Consider the following 14,954-nt stretch of genomic DNA (forward strand, 5'->3'; position numbering starts at 1 on the left):
ACTTTGTTCCATTTGGCCCAGACATAAGGACCAATCCGAAAAACCCCAAATACCCCCGTGGGCGCAACGCGCTGACGGAGGGCGATCTTTGGTAGATACCATAAAGACCGGAAGTTTGAGACTTCCGTGATTTGGTCTGCGTTTAGGCCGAGCGGCGCAATGAGTCAATAGAAGCGGCGCTGTACTAATGTGTGTCCGCCTTCTTCTATATGAGCAGTTGTGGTGAACGGGCAGAAAGTAAGATTGCCTATCTGCCCGCCTGATTATGTAACCTTACGACAAGGCTGCGATTTGCTCTTGGGCTTCGGCTAATTTGGCCTCTGCATCCGCACCCAAGCGATCTGCTGCGATCACGGTCACATCGGTAATGCCGATGAAGCCCAGAAAGAAGCGCAGCCACGGTGTTGCAAAATCAATCGGGCTGTCCACTTGCGTGCCGCCGGAAGTCACGACCACATATGCTTTCTTGCCTTCAAGCAGACCTTTGGGGCCATCCGCACTGTAGCTAAATGTGCGGCCAGGGACGGCAACTTGGTCTGCCCATGCCTTCAGAGCCGCAGGTGGCGCAAAGTTGTAGATCGGCATGCCGATTACGATTGCGTCGGCGGCTTCCAGTTCTGCGAGCAAGGTGTCTGACAACTCAAGTGAAGCGGCTTGCTCGGCTGAGCGGTCAGCCTTCGGCAGCCCGCGCCCCGTAACAAACCCTAAATCAACAAGGGCAGGAGGCGTTGCGACCAGATCACGGGTGGCAACAGTGCCGCCCAGTTTTGCAACGACCGCGTCTACAAGCATACGGCTTGAGGCAGAAACAGTGTCGGATGATGTATCAAGGCGAAGAATGTTTGATGGCATGTACTGTGCTTTCTAGCTGAAAAAAATCTCTAGCCTTTTTTCTATTAGATCTGCAAAGCTGAACATATTGCGCAAAGTTGTGGTGCGTTCTGTTGAATTGTGCACAGTGAAATTTTCGGATGGTTAAGATACGGAGTGGGTCATGAATGATTGGGATGAAATACGCACGGCCTTTCAGGTCGCACGCAACGGTACCGTAAGCGGGGCCGCCGAGGTATTGGGCGTGCATCATGCTACTGTAATTCGCCATATTGATGCACTTGAGGGCAGGCTTGGTGTGAAGTTGTTTCAGCGCCACGCACGCGGCTACACTGCTACTGAAGCCGGCCAAGACTTGTTGCAGGTCGCTGCAACTACAGATGAACAATTCACCCAGCTTGTTGGGCGCCTCAAAGGGCGTGGCGAAGGGGTGTCAGGTGATTTTGTTGTAACATCTCTTGCGGGTATTTCGCCGCTTTTGAGTGGTGTGGTTAGTGATTTTCAGGTTCAGCACCCTGACTTGCGTGTACGGTATCTGACAGGAGAACGGTTATTCCGGCTTGAATACGGTGAGGCCCACGTGGCCATTCGTGCAGGCGCAGCACCGGATCAGCCTGACAATGTTGTGCAGAAGTTCATGAAGCAACGCATGTGCCTTGTGGCACACGAAAAATATTTGGCGCGTAAAGGGCTGCCGAAAAGCGGCGATCTTTCGGGGCATGGCTTTGTGAGCCACGACAGCCGTTCTTCGCGTGCGCCGTTCATTCAATGGTTGGGGCGTGAAGTCCCCGAAGATCAGATTGTGTTCCGCACTTCTGATAATCGCAGCATGGAAGATGCGATCGCTGCGGGCGCTGGCATTGGGTTTGTGCCTGAATGGGAATTGGCCATGCGTGATGATCTGCACGAGGTGATGCCATCCCTTGATGAGTGGTCCGTCCCGATGTGGCTTGTCACCCACGTAGATTTGCACCGCACCGCCAAAGTGCAGGCGTTTCTCAGGCATCTAAAGAGTGTGGCTAAGACGTGGACGTTCGCGCAGGACTAAGCGCTGTCTTGCGGCGTTATTCGTCTTCAAGCTGCGTGGCAAGAAACGCCTCAAACGCATCAAGGTTCACTGGCTCGAATTGACCAAAGCTTTGCATCCAAGTGCTGGCACCGCGTAGCGCGTCTGGCTCAAGCTTGCACCACTTTACCCGCCCGCGCTTTTCTTGCGAGATAAGTCCCGCTTTTTGCAGGATGATAAGGTGCTTGCTTATGGCAGCCAGAGACATGTCAAAGGGCTCCGCCACGTCAGTCACTGCCATGTCGTCTTCAAGCAGCATCGACAGGATCGCGCGGCGTGTGGGGTCCGCGAGTGCGGCAAATGTTGCATCCAGATCGGTCATGTTGTGAATGTGATTGGGGGCAAAAATGATGATCGTCAACCATTTGGTTGAATAATGGATTTTGCTGAAACCTATCGCATAGTCTGCGGCGAAATATCATTTTTGTTATTTATCAATGTGTTAGGTTGCGTCGGGCGTTATTGACTCGGATGCGATCTGGCAATAGCTATCCGCCAAGACCACGAAAGGTGTGGGCATGGTAACTGAGCCTGACAAAAGACGGCTTGAAGAGCTGGACGCGCGTATCAATGCGCTGAAGGACACCCAAACGCCCAAACCGAAAGTGGAAGAGCATTATTCAATGGCCCAGCAGGGTTGGCGAATGGTGACAGAGTTGGTCTCCGGTCTATTGATCGGGGTGGGCTTGGGATACGGTTTGGATGTGCTTTTTGGTACGCTGCCGATATTCTTGGTCGTATTTACATTGCTGGGTTTCGTTGCTGGGGTGAACGTTATGATACGCACCTCCAAGGAGATTCAGACCGAAGCGGTGGCTCATGAAGCCGCGAAGCAGAGCAAAGAGGGCTAAGTATGGCGTCGAACACAGAGCAAAGCGCTGGTCAAACACCAAAGGGTACTAAAGGTATTGGGTTCGCGCTGATCGCAGCTGCGATTTTGCTGTTTGTTGTCGGGCTGGTAGGGACGAAAGATCCCGCTCTTTCGATCCACCCAATGGATCAATTCGAAATTAAACCAGCGTTTGGTGGCAAAGATCTCTCTATTTTCACAGTCACGAATAGTGCTATCTGGAACTTCTTAGCAGTGCTCGCTGTGTTTGCACTAATGGTTGTCGGTACGCGCGGCCGAGCGATTATTCCCAGTCGAATTCAGTCAATTGCTGAAATGGCTTATGGGTTTGTTTACAAAATGGTGGAGGATGTAGCCGGTAAAGACGCGCTAGGTTTCTTCCCTTATGTGTTCACGTTGTTTTTATTCATTGTAGTAACCAATTTTCTGGGTCTGATACCGACATCTTTCACTCCGACTGCACAAATTGCAGTGACCGCTGTGTTGGCGATGGGGGTGTTTTTGACAGTGACACTAGTAGGATTTGCTAAGAATGGTGCAGGTTTTTTGGGTTTATTTTGGGTGTCATCAGCACCGCTACCGCTACGCCCAGTCTTGGCAGTGATCGAAATAATTTCGTACTTTGTCCGCCCCGTGAGCCACTCTATTCGCCTTGCGGGTAACGTGATGGCTGGTCACGCTGTTTTGAAAGTTTTTGCTGGGTTTGCTGGCGCACTGGGAGCGTTCTCCGTTTTGCCAATCATGGGTGTTGTGGCGATCTATGCACTTGAGGTGCTGGTTTCATTCATCCAGGCTTACGTATTTACAATTTTGACGTGCGTTTACTTGAAGGACGCGCTTCACCCTTCTCACTAAGTTTGAGACAATACCAACGACTACTATTTTTAAATTCCAAACCAAGGAGAAATGGATATGGAAGGCGATATCGCACAAATGGGTCAATTCATCGGCGCAGGCCTGGCAGCAATCGGTTCTGGTGCCGCTGCTATCGGTGTAGGCCACGTTGCTGGCAATTTCCTGGCAGGCGCTTTGCGTAACCCATCTGCCGCTGCTGGCCAGACTGCTACTTTGTTCATCGGCATCGCGTTTGCAGAAGCTTTGGGGATCTTCTCGTTCCTCGTCGCTCTGCTTCTGATGTTCGCTGTCTAATCTTTGAACCTACCATTTCTTGACGGCAGCCCGTCCTAACCGACGGGCTGCCATCAAACTTCAAGGTTCAAGGAGGCCAAGATGGCAACTGATACATATGGCGCAGAACATGGGGCAGAAGCCGCCGGCATGCCTCAGCTTGAGTTCTCGACATTCCCAAACCAGATTTTCTGGTTGGTGATCGCACTTATCGCGATCTACCTGATCCTCAGTCGCGTGGGATTACCTCGGATTGCTGCTGTTTTGGCAGAGCGTTCAGGGGCCATCACCAACGATCTGGCTGCTGCAGAAGACCTTAAACAACAGGCTCTCGATGCAGAAAACGCATACAACCAAGCACTGGCAGATGCTCGTGCTGAAGCGCAGAACATTGCAAACGCAACGCGTGCGGAAATCCAGAAAGATTTGGATAAAGCAATCGCGAAGGCAGATGCAGAGATTGCTGCGCGTACAGCTGAATCAGAAGCGGCTATTGCTGAAATTCGTGCTGGCGCCAAAGAGAGTATTAAGGAAGTCGCCAAGGATACGGCCAAAGAGTTGGTTGCTGCACTTGGTGGAAAAGCAGATGCACGCAGTGTAACCGCTGCTGTGACTGCGCGGATGAAGGGGTAAGCTATGAACAAGTTTCTGACACCTGCATTCGCCCTTTTGGCAACACCTGCATTGGCAGCTGAAGGTCCTTTCTTTGATCTCAAGAACACAGACTTTATTGTTCTGTGCGGTTTCTTGGTGTTCATGGGCATTTTGTTTTATTTCAACGTCCCATCTATGTTGATGGGTATGTTGGATAAGCGCGCTGCTGATATCAAATCTGAACTGGACGAGGCGAAAGCCCTGCGTGAGGAAGCACAGACCTTGCTAGCGACTTACGAGCGAAAGCAAAAAGAAGTGCAGGCACAAGCAGATCGCATCGTCGAAAAAGCAAAGGCCGATGCTGAGGCAGCGGCCGAGCAAGCCAAAGTTGATTTGAAAGATTCAATTGCGCGCCGCCTTGTGGCAGCGGAAGACCAGATTGCATCGGCAAACGCTGCTGCTGTGAAGGACGTCCGTGATAGCGCGATTGAGGTCGCCATCGGTGCAGCACGCGACGTTGTTGCGAAGCAAAGCACTGCTGCTAGCCTGAATAAATCTATCGATGATGGGATCGATGAAGTTGCAGCCAAGCTGCACTAATTCGGCCAAATCAATAAACAGAAAGCCCCGCGCCCAATTTTGTGCGCGGGACTTTTTTATGCCGCTAGCGCTTTAATTCTTTGTCGAGGCGTTTTTGTGCGATCAACTCGTGGGCTTCACGCTTTTGATGGGTATCAAGTGCGGCTTCTACAAAATCCAAATGAGCGGTTACTGCACGGCGGGCGGCGTCAGGGTCGCGGGCTTGGACGGCTGCATTCATTGCACCGTGCTGCTTCAAAAGAGTGTCACGTGTGGTGCGCTGTTTGAACATGATGCCACGGTTGTAAAACACGCCTTCTTTCAACAGATCAAACATTGAGCGCATCATGTGAAGCATGATAATGTTGTGGCTCGCTTCGATAATGGCCATATGAAAATCGGCATCCAAACGCGCCTCATCAGTTGAGTTACGTTTTGCGTGTGCAACTTCCATTTTTTTATAAATTGTGTCGATAATTTTGAGGTCGGTGTCAGAGCCATGCACAGCGGCGCGTGCCGCAGCGATGCCCTCCATGTCACGGCGAAACCGAATATAATCAAAAACGGCTTCATCATGGCTGGCAAACAGGGACACTAAGTTCTGATTAAAAGCTGATCCAAGGACCTCTGCCACGTAGATGCCCGCGCTTGCCCGCGTCTCTAATAGCTTTTTGTCCTGCAATTCGGCCACCGCCTCACGAAGAGAAGGGCGCGATACGCCAAGGCGTTCAGCAAGGTCGCGCTCGGAAGGTAACCGCTCGCCTGGTCGCAGAACGCCGCGCAGAATAAGAAGCTCAATCTGGCGCACAACCGCGCCAGATAATTTCTCAGACCTGATCGGATCGAATGGCATATGGCCTCCTTGGATTGGTCAAACAATATGACCACCAAGCAGAATTGCCAATAGATCAGGCGTCAGTGGGCCGGATAATGAATTCGACGCGGCGGTTCTTAGCGCGGCCTTGGGGTGTTTCGTTGGTGGCAATGGGGCTTGTTTCGCCTTGCCCCAACGCGCGCAAACGCCGTGGTGCGACGCCAGCATCCATCAAAACAGACGCAACCGCCTGGGCACGACGAGTGGATAGATTAGCGTTGTATTCTTCTGACCCCGTGTCATCGGTATGACCATAGATGTCGATTGTGCTGTCAGGATAGCTTTGCAGGTTGCCCGCCAAAGCACGCAGGTCTCGCTTAAGATCGGCGCGCACATCAGCGCTGTCTGTTCCGAACAAAACATCTTGCGGCATTGTCACGATTAATTCTGAGCCGGTGTTTTCAATGGTGATACCGCTACTGGAAAAGTCATCCCGCAGATCTTGCGCTTGGCGATCAAGGCGGGCTCCGATTGCACCGCCCACACCTGCGCCAATCAATGCACCAACCACCGCTTGCTCGCGGCGCTGGCTACTGGTGTCGCCCTTGATCAGGCCCGTAGCTGCACCCGCTAGCGCGCCTATGACAGCGCCGTTTTTGGTGCGACGGTTGGGATCATCAGGGCTGGCGACGCCCTCAAATTCTGTACAGGCGCTAAGCGACAGCGCCGCGATTGTGCTGATCAGTAGGGTTTTCTTCAAAAACATCGGTAGCCTCATTATGCATATTTTTGGTTAACTTGGTTAAGGCCAATATGCGTCAGAGCAGCGTGTTATCCAATATCAGTACGGATTGATGCGCCAAAATACGCCGAGGTTGCGCTACGCGTCCGGCGTCAACCGCGCAGTCTCATAGGCCAGCATCGCGCGCTTGACGGGAAGGCCCCAGTGATATCCCCCCAAGCCGCCTGATTTACGCAGTGCGCGGTGACATGGTATTAACCAACTGACGGGGTTGCGTCCAACTGCAGTACCAACGGCGCGGACTGCCTTTGGGTTGCCCACGGCATGCGCGATTTCGGAGTAGGTAGTGACGTGGCCCGATGGGATCGTGAGCAGCGCCTCCCAGACTTTAATCTGAAATGGCGCTCCCATCAGGTGCAATGACGTGTCACCGCTTTGATTTAAGGCGGCACTTACCCAATTCTTAAGGGCGGCGCGGTTTTCAACGAAATGCGCGTGGGGCCAACGGCCGGACATATCGCGCCACGTGGCCTCTGAACCACAATCATCGCTGAACGCGAGGCCGCAAAGACCGCGGTCGGTTCCCATGGCTAGTGCTTGCCCAAACGGGGTTGCGAACCAGCCGAAATGAATGGTCAGGCCTTTTCCCTTGCGGGCAAATTCACCGGGGCTCATGGCTTCCCACTTCACGAACAGGTCGTGCAGGCGGCCTGTGCCAGATAACCCTACCTCAGCGGCAGTATCGAGCGTCGTGAAGTTATTGTGCAGCATGTTTTTGGCGTGACTGAGGGTCAGAAACTGTTGAAAGCGTTTTGGTGAGACACCTGCCCACTGACTGAATGTGCGCTGAAAATGCGCCGCACTCATGCCCATTTCGCGGGCGATATCGTCAAGCGATAGTTGTTTGCCTTCGTGGCCATCAATCACCTCAATGGCACGTTTGATCAGCCCGTAGTGATAGGGTTCCGATTGATCTGCCTTGGCCATTTATGTGGGTCCTTGCTGCTAAGCCCTAATGCAGCGTAACGCAGATGCGCTATGGTTTGCGACCCAATTCTTGCGGGTTTTAGGCCGCACAGATGATATCGCGAATATTCAGATTTTGTGGGATCAGCCTGCGCATCAGCTTAGCTTCCCATGCGGTTAGGACGCGGCGTGGTGCTTTGTGGGTTGGGTCTAAAACATCGGTTTTGGTACTTGCGGGAATTCTAATCCGTTGACTTTGCACATAGCCACAGCTTTCAATCCATAACCCGTTTACCATGATTAATGCATGCATTGGCAAGACGAGAGTGTGGTAAACCAAGGGCCGCGCGCTGACGTAGCGGGATATTTTTCGGCGTGACAGTGCGATGATGGGGCAAACGGCTTCTTGAACGGCGAAGTGAATTTCGATCAGGGGATGTTGCATCATCACCATTTGCAGCGGAGCCATATAAAGCGGGTCGCTTTGCCGTGAGATGCTCTCCTCGGGCAGGGGGAGGACAAGCGGATCGGGCAGCGGGTTGTCCTCAGTCCCTCGCGTACGCTCAATGTGGCGTAAAGGCTGCAGGCCGTGATCGCGCGTCACCAGTTGATCGCCCACCGCAAGCCATTCAACGGGTAGCTCCCCTTGTGAGGTCATTACATATGAGCCTGGCCCAAGTCCTGATAGCACGGATCGTTTCTCCCGTTTGGCGTTAGATGTCTCTTCGTGATTACCCGCCAAGCGGCTAACAGTGCGTAAACACGCGCCCATGCTGTCACGGTGTTTTTGCGAAAATTTTAATGGGATGGCCGCACGTAGGCGGCGGAGTGGGCGAAAAACCTTGCCGCTTTTGCTTGCAACGGGCATAGGTTTTGTCATGGTAAAGCAGCTCGATTATCACACCATGCGCGAGATATTTACGCGTTTTCATGCAGCCGACCCCGAACCCAAGGGTGAGTTGGATCACGTCAATGCCTACACGCTTGTGGTGGCTGTGGCGCTGTCTGCGCAGTCCACAGATGTGGGCGTGAACCGTGCAACGCGTGAGCTGTTCAAGATAGCTGACACCCCTGAAAAGATGCTGGCTTTGGGTGAAGAAGCTGTGATTGAGCACATCAAAACGATCGGGCTTTATAGCAACAAGGCCAAGAACGTCATTAAGTTAAGCCGCATTCTGGTCGAAGAGCATGGCGGTGTCGTGCCTAATTCGCGCGCTGCCCTTGAGGCGCTGCCTGGTGTGGGGCGCAAAACGGCTAATGTCGTGCTGAATATGTGGTGGGGGATGCCGACGCAGGCAGTAGATACGCATATTTTGCGCATCGGGAACCGCACGGGCATTGCTGTTGGCAAAGATGTGGTTGCGATTGAGCGCGCAATCGAAGATCACGTGCCGGCTGACTTTCAACATCACGCGCATCATTGGTTGATTTTACATGGCCGATACGTATGCAAAGCGCGAAAACCAATGTGCAGCACGTGTTTGATCCGTGACCTGTGCACCTTTGAGGACAAGAATTTATGAAAACGTACAAAGTTGTCGGCATTGGTAATGCCATTGTTGATGTACTGACCCAATCAGATGATCAGTTTTTGGCGCATATGGGCATCGAAAAAGGCATTATGCAGCTGGTCGAGCGTGAGCGCGCCGAGACGCTTTATGGTGCAATGGACAACCGTGTTCAGGCACCAGGCGGTTCGGTCGCTAATACGCTGGCGGGGTTGGGGAACCTTGGGTTGAAGACGGGCTTTGTGGGGCGGGTCGCTGATGATGCGCTTGGGACGTTTTACGCAGATGCGATGGAGCAGGGTGGTACAGATTTTGTAAACGCGCCCGTCGCAGGAGCAGAGGCGCCTACGTCGCGGTCAATGATTTTTGTGAGCCCTGATGGTGAACGCTCGATGAACACCTATCTCGGTGTGTCTGCAGAACTGGGTCCTGATGATCTTGCGGATGGTGTGGCGGATCAGGCCGAGATTGTGTTTTTGGAAGGCTACCTTTTCGACAAAGACAAAGGAAAAGAAGCGTTTTTGAAAACTGCGCGTGCTTGTCGGGCTGCTGGCGGTAAAGCTGGCATCGCCATTTCTGATCCTTTTTGTGTAGAACGTCACCGCGATGACTTTCTGGCCCTGATCAAGGATGAGTTGGATTACTTCATCGGCAACCGTGCCGAATTGCTGTCATTGTTTCAGGCCGATGATCTTGATGCAGCCCTTGGGAAGGCAGCCGAAATTTGCCCGCTGGTCGTTTGTACCCAGTCGGGTGATGGCGTGACGATTGTGCAAGGTGAGACGCGTGTTCATGTGGGCGTGCAAGAGGTGGTGCCCGTGGATGCGACTGGCGCGGGTGATCTTTTTGCAGCGGGCTTTTTGTACGGCCTTGCGACGGGCGCTGATCTTGAGACCTGTGGAAAAATGGGTAACGTTTGTGCTGCGGAAATCATCAGCCACATGGGTGCGCGCCCTGAGGCCGATCTGCAGGCGCTCTTTAAGCAAAACGGGCTGATCTAAATTATGAAAGTTCTCATTCTTGGGGCGGCGGGTATGTTGGGGCGCAAGCTGGCGCTTCATCTGCAACGTGTTGGGCGTATTCAGGGGCATGACATTTCTGAACTTGTCCTTGCGGATGTGATTGCGCCCTCCCAAGACGGCGCGCGGTGCGTCGAGGTGAACATCACGGATGCTGGCCAAGTTAGCGCGTTGATTAACGAGCGCCCCGATGTGATTTTTCATCTAGCGGCAATTGTATCTGGTGAAGCTGAGGCCAATTTTGACAAAGGCTACGCGATCAATCTTGGCGGCACACAGAATGTTCTTGAGGCGATCCGTGGTCAGCAAGCGTATTGTCCGCGCGTGGTGTTTGCGTCGTCTTTGGCGATTTACGGCGCGCCTTTGCCTGATGTCATCTTGGACGACACTGCGACACTTCCATTGTCGAGTTACGGTACGCAGAAATCATTGGGCGAAATGCTGGTGAATGATTACACGCGCAAAGGTTTTATCGATGGCGTGAGCCTGCGGTTGCCCACGATTTGCATTCGGCCCGGTGCCCCAAATAAGGCAGCATCTGGATTTTACTCGAGCATCCTGCGTGAACCTTTGGCGGGGCAGGAGGCAGTATTGCCTGTCGCGGAAAGTTTGCGCCATTGGTTTGCCAGCCCCCGCGCCGCTGTCGGCTTTTTGGCGCATGGCGCTGAAATTGATACGGCTGCTCTTGGGCCAAGACGGGCGCTTTGTCTGCCGGGTGTAAGTGCATCGGTAGGTGAAATGTTAGACGCGCTGGAACGGGTCGCGGGTCCAAAGGCACGGGCACTAGTGCGTTTTGAAGCGGACGCGGCTGTGGATGCTATTGTGTCAACCTGGCCCAAAGCGTTTGACCCACAGCGGGCGCTGGCGCACGGCTTTGTTGCCGAAGCTAGTTTTGATCAAATTATCCAGACCCATATCGAAGATGAGCTGGGCGGCGTGCTGCCAAGCTTTTAGGCGGCCTTACTCGCCCAATTTGGCATGTACTTCCGCCAAATCTACATCCCCTAGTGGCATTTTGTTGGCGGGGTTTTCGAAATCATATTTGAACAGTTTGAAGTCACGTTTGTAGATTTCAAACATCAGATGCATGGACATATCATCAAAGTAGTCTTCAACCGGATGAAGGCGTTTTGGGCCGTGCCCCTCAGACTCGTTGAAGCGGGGGATGGTATTAAGGTCAACCCTATGGGGCGTTTCAATTGCATCGAGAACTGACTGCATTCCGTCGTTAAATTTCTCAGTAAAAAAGATGTTGTCGTAGGTGCCGCCGTTCATGATGAAGGTCGACACATGCCCCGACATCGCGGACCAGTGGATGTCAGGATCCATCGGGCGTTTCCAGCGAATGGTGTCGCGGGCAAAAAGCAAAAAGCGGCGAAACGACTTGATCTGATCAAACTCAAATCCGTCTTCCGGCGAGCCCACTTCAATGCCGTATTTTTGGATCAAGAGCGGAACAAGGTTGCCGCGGTATCGCTTACCGTTGCGCTGTATCCCGCAGATTTTGTCGAAAAATGAAGATAAAATGCGGGTGTAGGGATTGCGCACGCAGGTAAACGCGTAGCTTTTGTGGGCCTTTGCGTTCGCCTCAATCAGGGGTTGGCTGTCTTCTTGGGCCCACTTATGCAGTTTGTCTTTGCTGTCGTGGATGTCGCCGTCAAAAAATACACCGTGATCGGAGTAGTACATAATTTGACCGATCGATGAGCAGGCGCATTTGGGCACCACACGGTACATCACGCTTTCGCTCTCTGTCATCCACGTCCCTGGAAAACCCATTTCGTCACTCACTCAACATTCTATTAATCGACAGGTTCTACACCTGTTTGGGCATGATAAGGCCGAAAATGCAAACAAACTGTGTATATTCGCAGGCTCTTTGGGGTATCTAGGCCGGATAATGGTATAAGAATTTAAGTTACTGGTTCCAAAATGGCTAAAATCGCGTTCATCCTTTTATGTCATAAAGACCCTGCAGGCATTATCGCGCAGGCGCGGCAGTTGACGGCAGCGGGCGATTTTATTGCGATCCATTTCGATGCACGTGCGGCCCAAGCGGACTTCCGCGCGATCAAAGAGGCGCTTGAGGACAACCCAAACGTTACGTTTTCAAAGCGCCGTATTAAGTGCGGTTGGGGTGAGTGGTCTTTGGTGCAGGCCACGCTTTACGCGCTTGAGGCAGCAGTTGAAGCATTTCCGCGTGCGAGCCATTTTTACATGGTTTCCGGTGATTGTATGTCGATCAAATCCGCGCGGTATGCTCATGACTTTCTGGATGCAGACGATAAAGATTACATTGAGTCGTTTGATTATTTTGAGAGCGACTGGATCAAAACAGGCTGGAAAGAAGAGCGCCTGATTTACCGACATTTCTTTAACGAACGGCAACACAAATGGCTGTTTTATAAATGTTTTGAGGCGCAGCGTGCTCTTGGGTTAGCCCGCTCGGTGCCGGATGATTTGCAAGTTCAGATCGGTTCACAATGGTGGTGTTTGCGCCGCAGAACCGTTGAATGGGTTTTGGATTTTACCCGAGAGCGGCGCGATGTGATGCGCTTTTTCAAAACGACATGGATACCGGACGAGACATTTTTCCAAACCATCGTGCGCCATGTGGTCCCCGACCGAGAGATTGAATGCCGGCCTTTGACGTTTTTGCTGTTCACGGACTACGGCATGCCGATGACATTCTACAATGATCATTACGAGTTGTTGCTTCGCCAAGATTTTCTGTTTGCCCGTAAAATTAGCCCTGACGCCACTGACTTAAAGGCCCGACTGGGCGCGCTTTACGTTGATGACGCCGCTGAATTTCAAGTCTCGGACGAGGGGCGCAATTTGTTTCAGTTTCTGTCCAAGCGTGGCCGGATCGGTCGGCGGTTCGCTCCGCGCTTTTGGGAGACTGAAAGTAGTTTGGGCCGAAACCGAGAGTTGATGATTATCGCATGCAAGAAATGGCATGTGGCCAAGAGGTTGCTCAAACGCATCGCGGCGGAGACAGATGTGCCTACGATTGCCTATCTGTTTAACGAAAACGATGTCGTGTTGCCTGATTTGGGTGGCATCCAGAAAACTCTGGATAAGCGGATGCGTCATCGCCGTGCGTTGATGCGCATGCTGTTTGAGCATCACGAGACAGAGCGTCTGGTTGTCTGCCTTGATCCTGCGAGTATTGAGTTACTGGATGACTTTTATGCCGATCGGAGCACCACAAAGCTGCTTGAGTTGGAGTGTGAATTCAGTGACGACTATCTGCGGGGTCATGCGCAGCGCGTAGGGCTTGCGGGTGCGGATACGTCTGATGACACGATGAAAACTTTGTTGCCGACGATCCGCTATGATGTGACGTTTGAAAGCGAACAGATCAACGACCGCGGCTACCCCAATCACTTCAAGTTTGCCCAAGATCAATCAACGCAGAAAAATGCGGATGCGCTTGCAGCGTTCTTAGGTATACCTATGGCTGACGCTGCGAACATTGCCGAAACTGAACATTTGTTCGTTGATTAGGTCGCGGCTTAGACTGGTAAACAATGAGGTGCACCGATGGCTTATGTGTATGACGATCAAAATATCTTCGCCAAGATTTTGCGCGGAGAAATCCCGAACACAACTGTCCATGAGACCGAACATACCTTGGCGTTTCGGGATGTTGCGCCCCAAGCCCCCGAGCACGTGCTGATTATCCCCAAAGGGGCTTATGTGACTTACGATCACTTTGCTTCTGAGGCGTCAGATGCTGAAATTGTTGATTTCACACGCGCAGTTGCTGATGTGTGCAATGCATTGGGTGTGTGCCCGGGCTCTGCTGGTTCTGGCTATCGTTTGGTTTCAAACGCGGGGCAGGACGGCAATCAAGAAGTCCCACACATGCACGTTCATGTGGTTGCAGGGCGCGGACTTGGCGGGCTTTTGCCGCAGGCCTAAGCGCTTTTGGTGAGGGCCAGAAACACTTCTTCCAGGTCGGCTTCTTCGGTGCGCACGTCTGCGATTTTGACGCCCGCCGCGCGCACCGCATCAAGGACTGCATCCGCTGGTGTGGTTTTGCGGTTGTAACTGAACGCGATCTGGCCGCCGTCGCGTACGCTCATCTCTACGCCCTGTGGCAGATCAATCGTACTTGGATCACCCTCAGAGGGTGTGATCAAGAGCGTTTTTGCATCGACCCGTCCCAATAGGTTTTGCGTAGTGTCCTGCGCAACTTTCTCGCCGTGGTTGATGATGGCGATTTCGTCACACATTTCTTCAGCTTCTTCGAGGTAGTGCGTGGTCAGGATAATCGTCATGCCCTGTTCGTTCAGCTTACGCACATTCTCCCAAAGCATATTACGCAGTTCAATATCAACGCCTGCGGTGGGCTCGTCCAGAACCAGTACGTTGGGCGCGTGAACCAATGCTTTGCCAAGCAACAGCCGTCGGCGCATGCCACCAGAAAGCGAACGCGCATAGGCATCGCCTTTGTCTGCAAGGCCGATGATCTCAAGGATCTGATCCGTGCGCCGCTCAGCCTTTGGGACGCCGTAAAGCCCTGCCTGCATTTCCATTGCGCCGCGCGGTGTAAAGAATGGATCGAGGTTAAGCTCTTGGGGCATCACACCAATGCTGGCGCGCGATTGCCTTGGATTGATGTCCTGATCAAACCCCCAAATCTTTACGTTACCTGATGATTTAAGCACCAAGCCCGCCAGAATATTGATGAGAGTCGACTTGCCTGCACCGTTTGGCCCCAAAAGCCCAAAGATGGACCCTTTAGGGATGGTTAGGTCGATGCCTTTCAAGGCCTCATGCCCGCTGGCATAGGTCTTGCGCAGTCCGGTGATTTCTATGGCGGATTGGTCCATGTCGGTCTTGCCCCTG

At 52.7% G+C, this 14,954-nt stretch carries 19 protein-coding genes; 11 read left to right on the plus strand and 8 right to left on the minus strand.

Features of this window, described 5'->3' with window-relative positions:
- Nucleotides 1-273: 273 nt before the first annotated feature.
- Nucleotides 274-852: an FMN-dependent NADH-azoreductase gene (locus NIG5292_RS08865; RefSeq protein WP_048599178.1), complete on the minus strand. Its 579-nt coding sequence runs from the start codon at nt 850-852 to the stop codon at nt 274-276.
- A gap of 142 nt (nt 853-994) precedes the next feature.
- On the opposite strand from NIG5292_RS08865, the gene NIG5292_RS08870 reads away from it, so the two are divergent.
- Nucleotides 995-1,879, plus strand: a complete 885-nt coding sequence (locus NIG5292_RS08870; protein WP_048599179.1) for a LysR family transcriptional regulator — start codon at nt 995-997, stop codon at nt 1,877-1,879.
- Between the two features lie 16 nt (nt 1,880-1,895).
- Here NIG5292_RS08870 and NIG5292_RS08875 read toward each other — a convergent pair whose 3' ends face one another.
- Nucleotides 1,896-2,219 (minus strand): ArsR/SmtB family transcription factor, encoded by a 324-nt coding sequence (locus NIG5292_RS08875; RefSeq protein WP_048599274.1) that lies wholly within the window; start codon nt 2,217-2,219, stop codon nt 1,896-1,898.
- A 196-nt stretch (nt 2,220-2,415) separates the two neighbouring features.
- Between NIG5292_RS08875 and NIG5292_RS08880 the strand changes: the two genes are divergently transcribed.
- The 5 genes from NIG5292_RS08880 (at nt 2,416) to NIG5292_RS08900 (ending at nt 5,069) form a co-directional block, all read left to right on the plus strand.
- Entirely contained in the window at nt 2,416-2,748 is a 333-nt protein-coding gene (locus tag NIG5292_RS08880) for an AtpZ/AtpI family protein (protein WP_048599180.1), read from the plus strand.
- Between the two features lie 2 nt (nt 2,749-2,750).
- Nucleotides 2,751-3,602: a F0F1 ATP synthase subunit A gene (locus tag NIG5292_RS08885; RefSeq protein WP_082136678.1), complete on the plus strand. Its 852-nt coding sequence runs from the start codon at nt 2,751-2,753 to the stop codon at nt 3,600-3,602.
- 57 nt (nt 3,603-3,659) lie between these two features.
- Nucleotides 3,660-3,896 carry a F0F1 ATP synthase subunit C gene (locus tag NIG5292_RS08890; RefSeq protein ID WP_048599181.1) on the plus strand — a complete coding sequence of 79 codons (237 nt, stop codon included), beginning with the start codon at nt 3,660-3,662 and terminating at the stop codon, nt 3,894-3,896.
- Between the two features lie 81 nt (nt 3,897-3,977).
- Nucleotides 3,978-4,508 (plus strand): F0F1 ATP synthase subunit B', encoded by a 531-nt coding sequence (locus tag NIG5292_RS08895; RefSeq protein ID WP_048599182.1) that lies wholly within the window; start codon nt 3,978-3,980, stop codon nt 4,506-4,508.
- Between the two features lie 3 nt (nt 4,509-4,511).
- Nucleotides 4,512-5,069 (plus strand): F0F1 ATP synthase subunit B, encoded by a 558-nt coding sequence (locus NIG5292_RS08900; protein ID WP_048599183.1) that lies wholly within the window; start codon nt 4,512-4,514, stop codon nt 5,067-5,069.
- Between the two features lie 64 nt (nt 5,070-5,133).
- On the opposite strand, the gene NIG5292_RS08905 is transcribed toward NIG5292_RS08900, so the two are convergent.
- From NIG5292_RS08905 to NIG5292_RS08920, 4 genes are all read right to left on the minus strand, one after another.
- Nucleotides 5,134-5,901, minus strand: coding sequence for a FadR/GntR family transcriptional regulator (locus tag NIG5292_RS08905; RefSeq protein WP_048599184.1), 768 nt, complete (start codon nt 5,899-5,901; stop codon nt 5,134-5,136).
- A 55-nt stretch (nt 5,902-5,956) separates the two neighbouring features.
- Nucleotides 5,957-6,628, minus strand: coding sequence for a YiaD family glycine zipper/OmpA-like lipoprotein (locus tag NIG5292_RS08910; protein WP_048599185.1), 672 nt, complete (start codon nt 6,626-6,628; stop codon nt 5,957-5,959).
- 114 nt (nt 6,629-6,742) lie between these two features.
- Nucleotides 6,743-7,591, minus strand: coding sequence for a bifunctional helix-turn-helix domain-containing protein/methylated-DNA--[protein]-cysteine S-methyltransferase (locus NIG5292_RS08915; protein ID WP_048599186.1), 849 nt, complete (start codon nt 7,589-7,591; stop codon nt 6,743-6,745).
- Between the two features lie 79 nt (nt 7,592-7,670).
- Nucleotides 7,671-8,450 (minus strand): Hint domain-containing protein, encoded by a 780-nt coding sequence (locus tag NIG5292_RS08920; protein ID WP_048599187.1) that lies wholly within the window; start codon nt 8,448-8,450, stop codon nt 7,671-7,673.
- Between NIG5292_RS08920 and nth the strand changes: the two genes are divergently transcribed.
- From nth to denD, 3 genes are read left to right on the plus strand one after another with little or no spacing between them, the layout of a single operon-like run.
- Nucleotides 8,449-9,093, plus strand: a complete 645-nt coding sequence (gene nth / locus NIG5292_RS08925; RefSeq protein ID WP_048599188.1) for an endonuclease III — start codon at nt 8,449-8,451, stop codon at nt 9,091-9,093. The genes NIG5292_RS08920 and nth overlap by 2 nt on opposite strands.
- Nucleotides 9,090-10,079 (plus strand): adenosine kinase, encoded by a 990-nt coding sequence (locus tag NIG5292_RS08930; RefSeq protein WP_048599189.1) that lies wholly within the window; start codon nt 9,090-9,092, stop codon nt 10,077-10,079. The genes nth and NIG5292_RS08930 overlap by 4 nt, the downstream gene beginning before the upstream one ends.
- Before the next feature lie 3 nt (nt 10,080-10,082).
- The gene (gene denD / locus NIG5292_RS08935) at nt 10,083-11,051 is read left to right on the plus strand and encodes a D-erythronate dehydrogenase (protein ID WP_048599190.1); all 969 of its coding nucleotides are present in this window, start codon (nt 10,083-10,085) and stop codon (nt 11,049-11,051) included.
- A gap of 6 nt (nt 11,052-11,057) precedes the next feature.
- Here the strand turns inward: denD and NIG5292_RS08940 are convergent, their stop codons facing one another.
- Nucleotides 11,058-11,876 carry a sulfotransferase family protein gene (locus tag NIG5292_RS08940; RefSeq protein ID WP_048599191.1) on the minus strand — a complete coding sequence of 273 codons (819 nt, stop codon included), beginning with the start codon at nt 11,874-11,876 and terminating at the stop codon, nt 11,058-11,060.
- 153 nt (nt 11,877-12,029) lie between these two features.
- Here NIG5292_RS08940 and NIG5292_RS08945 point away from each other — a divergent pair, with 153 nt between their 5' ends.
- Both NIG5292_RS08945 and NIG5292_RS08950 read left to right on the plus strand, forming a co-directional pair.
- Nucleotides 12,030-13,607 carry a DUF5928 domain-containing protein gene (locus NIG5292_RS08945; RefSeq protein ID WP_048599192.1) on the plus strand — a complete coding sequence of 526 codons (1,578 nt, stop codon included), beginning with the start codon at nt 12,030-12,032 and terminating at the stop codon, nt 13,605-13,607.
- Nucleotides 13,608-13,643: 36 nt separating this feature from the next.
- Nucleotides 13,644-14,024, plus strand: coding sequence for an HIT domain-containing protein (locus NIG5292_RS08950; protein WP_048599193.1), 381 nt, complete (start codon nt 13,644-13,646; stop codon nt 14,022-14,024).
- Here NIG5292_RS08950 and NIG5292_RS08955 read toward each other — a convergent pair.
- On the minus strand, nt 14,021-14,938 hold the full coding sequence (locus NIG5292_RS08955) for an ABC transporter ATP-binding protein (protein WP_048599194.1): 918 nt from the start codon (nt 14,936-14,938) through the stop codon (nt 14,021-14,023). The two genes, NIG5292_RS08950 and NIG5292_RS08955, sit on opposite strands and share 4 nt — an antisense overlap.
- Nucleotides 14,939-14,954 lie beyond the last annotated feature (16 nt).

This window comes from Nereida ignava, from assembly GCF_001049735.1.
GTDB classification, from domain to species: Bacteria; Pseudomonadota; Alphaproteobacteria; order Rhodobacterales; family Rhodobacteraceae; genus Nereida; species Nereida ignava.

Excerpts from the sequence above, each read along its gene's own strand:
- NIG5292_RS08900 (WP_048599183.1), top strand. The coding sequence starts at position 4,512 with ATGAACAAGTTTCTGACACCTGCATTCGCCCTTTTGGCAACACCTGCA.
- NIG5292_RS08880 (WP_048599180.1), top strand. The coding sequence starts at position 2,416 with ATGGTAACTGAGCCTGACAAAAGACGGCTTGAAGAGCTGGACGCGCGT.
- NIG5292_RS08905 (WP_048599184.1), bottom strand. The coding sequence starts at position 5,901 with ATGCCATTCGATCCGATCAGGTCTGAGAAATTATCTGGCGCGGTTGTG.
- NIG5292_RS08945 (WP_048599192.1), top strand. The coding sequence starts at position 12,030 with ATGGCTAAAATCGCGTTCATCCTTTTATGTCATAAAGACCCTGCAGGC.
- NIG5292_RS08930 (WP_048599189.1), top strand. The coding sequence starts at position 9,090 with ATGAAAACGTACAAAGTTGTCGGCATTGGTAATGCCATTGTTGATGTA.
- NIG5292_RS08890 (WP_048599181.1), top strand. The coding sequence starts at position 3,660 with ATGGAAGGCGATATCGCACAAATGGGTCAATTCATCGGCGCAGGCCTG.
- NIG5292_RS08875 (WP_048599274.1), bottom strand. The coding sequence starts at position 2,219 with ATGACCGATCTGGATGCAACATTTGCCGCACTCGCGGACCCCACACGC.
- NIG5292_RS08915 (WP_048599186.1), bottom strand. The coding sequence starts at position 7,591 with ATGGCCAAGGCAGATCAATCGGAACCCTATCACTACGGGCTGATCAAA.
- NIG5292_RS08865 (WP_048599178.1), bottom strand. The coding sequence starts at position 852 with ATGCCATCAAACATTCTTCGCCTTGATACATCATCCGACACTGTTTCT.
- NIG5292_RS08940 (WP_048599191.1), bottom strand. The coding sequence starts at position 11,876 with ATGGGTTTTCCAGGGACGTGGATGACAGAGAGCGAAAGCGTGATGTAC.
- NIG5292_RS08920 (WP_048599187.1), bottom strand. The coding sequence starts at position 8,450 with ATGACAAAACCTATGCCCGTTGCAAGCAAAAGCGGCAAGGTTTTTCGC.
- nth (WP_048599188.1), top strand. The coding sequence starts at position 8,449 with ATGGTAAAGCAGCTCGATTATCACACCATGCGCGAGATATTTACGCGT.
- NIG5292_RS08910 (WP_048599185.1), bottom strand. The coding sequence starts at position 6,628 with ATGTTTTTGAAGAAAACCCTACTGATCAGCACAATCGCGGCGCTGTCG.
- NIG5292_RS08950 (WP_048599193.1), top strand. The coding sequence starts at position 13,644 with ATGGCTTATGTGTATGACGATCAAAATATCTTCGCCAAGATTTTGCGC.
- NIG5292_RS08955 (WP_048599194.1), bottom strand. The coding sequence starts at position 14,938 with ATGGACCAATCCGCCATAGAAATCACCGGACTGCGCAAGACCTATGCC.
- NIG5292_RS08870 (WP_048599179.1), top strand. The coding sequence starts at position 995 with ATGAATGATTGGGATGAAATACGCACGGCCTTTCAGGTCGCACGCAAC.
- NIG5292_RS08885 (WP_082136678.1), top strand. The coding sequence starts at position 2,751 with ATGGCGTCGAACACAGAGCAAAGCGCTGGTCAAACACCAAAGGGTACT.
- denD (WP_048599190.1), top strand. The coding sequence starts at position 10,083 with ATGAAAGTTCTCATTCTTGGGGCGGCGGGTATGTTGGGGCGCAAGCTG.
- NIG5292_RS08895 (WP_048599182.1), top strand. The coding sequence starts at position 3,978 with ATGGCAACTGATACATATGGCGCAGAACATGGGGCAGAAGCCGCCGGC.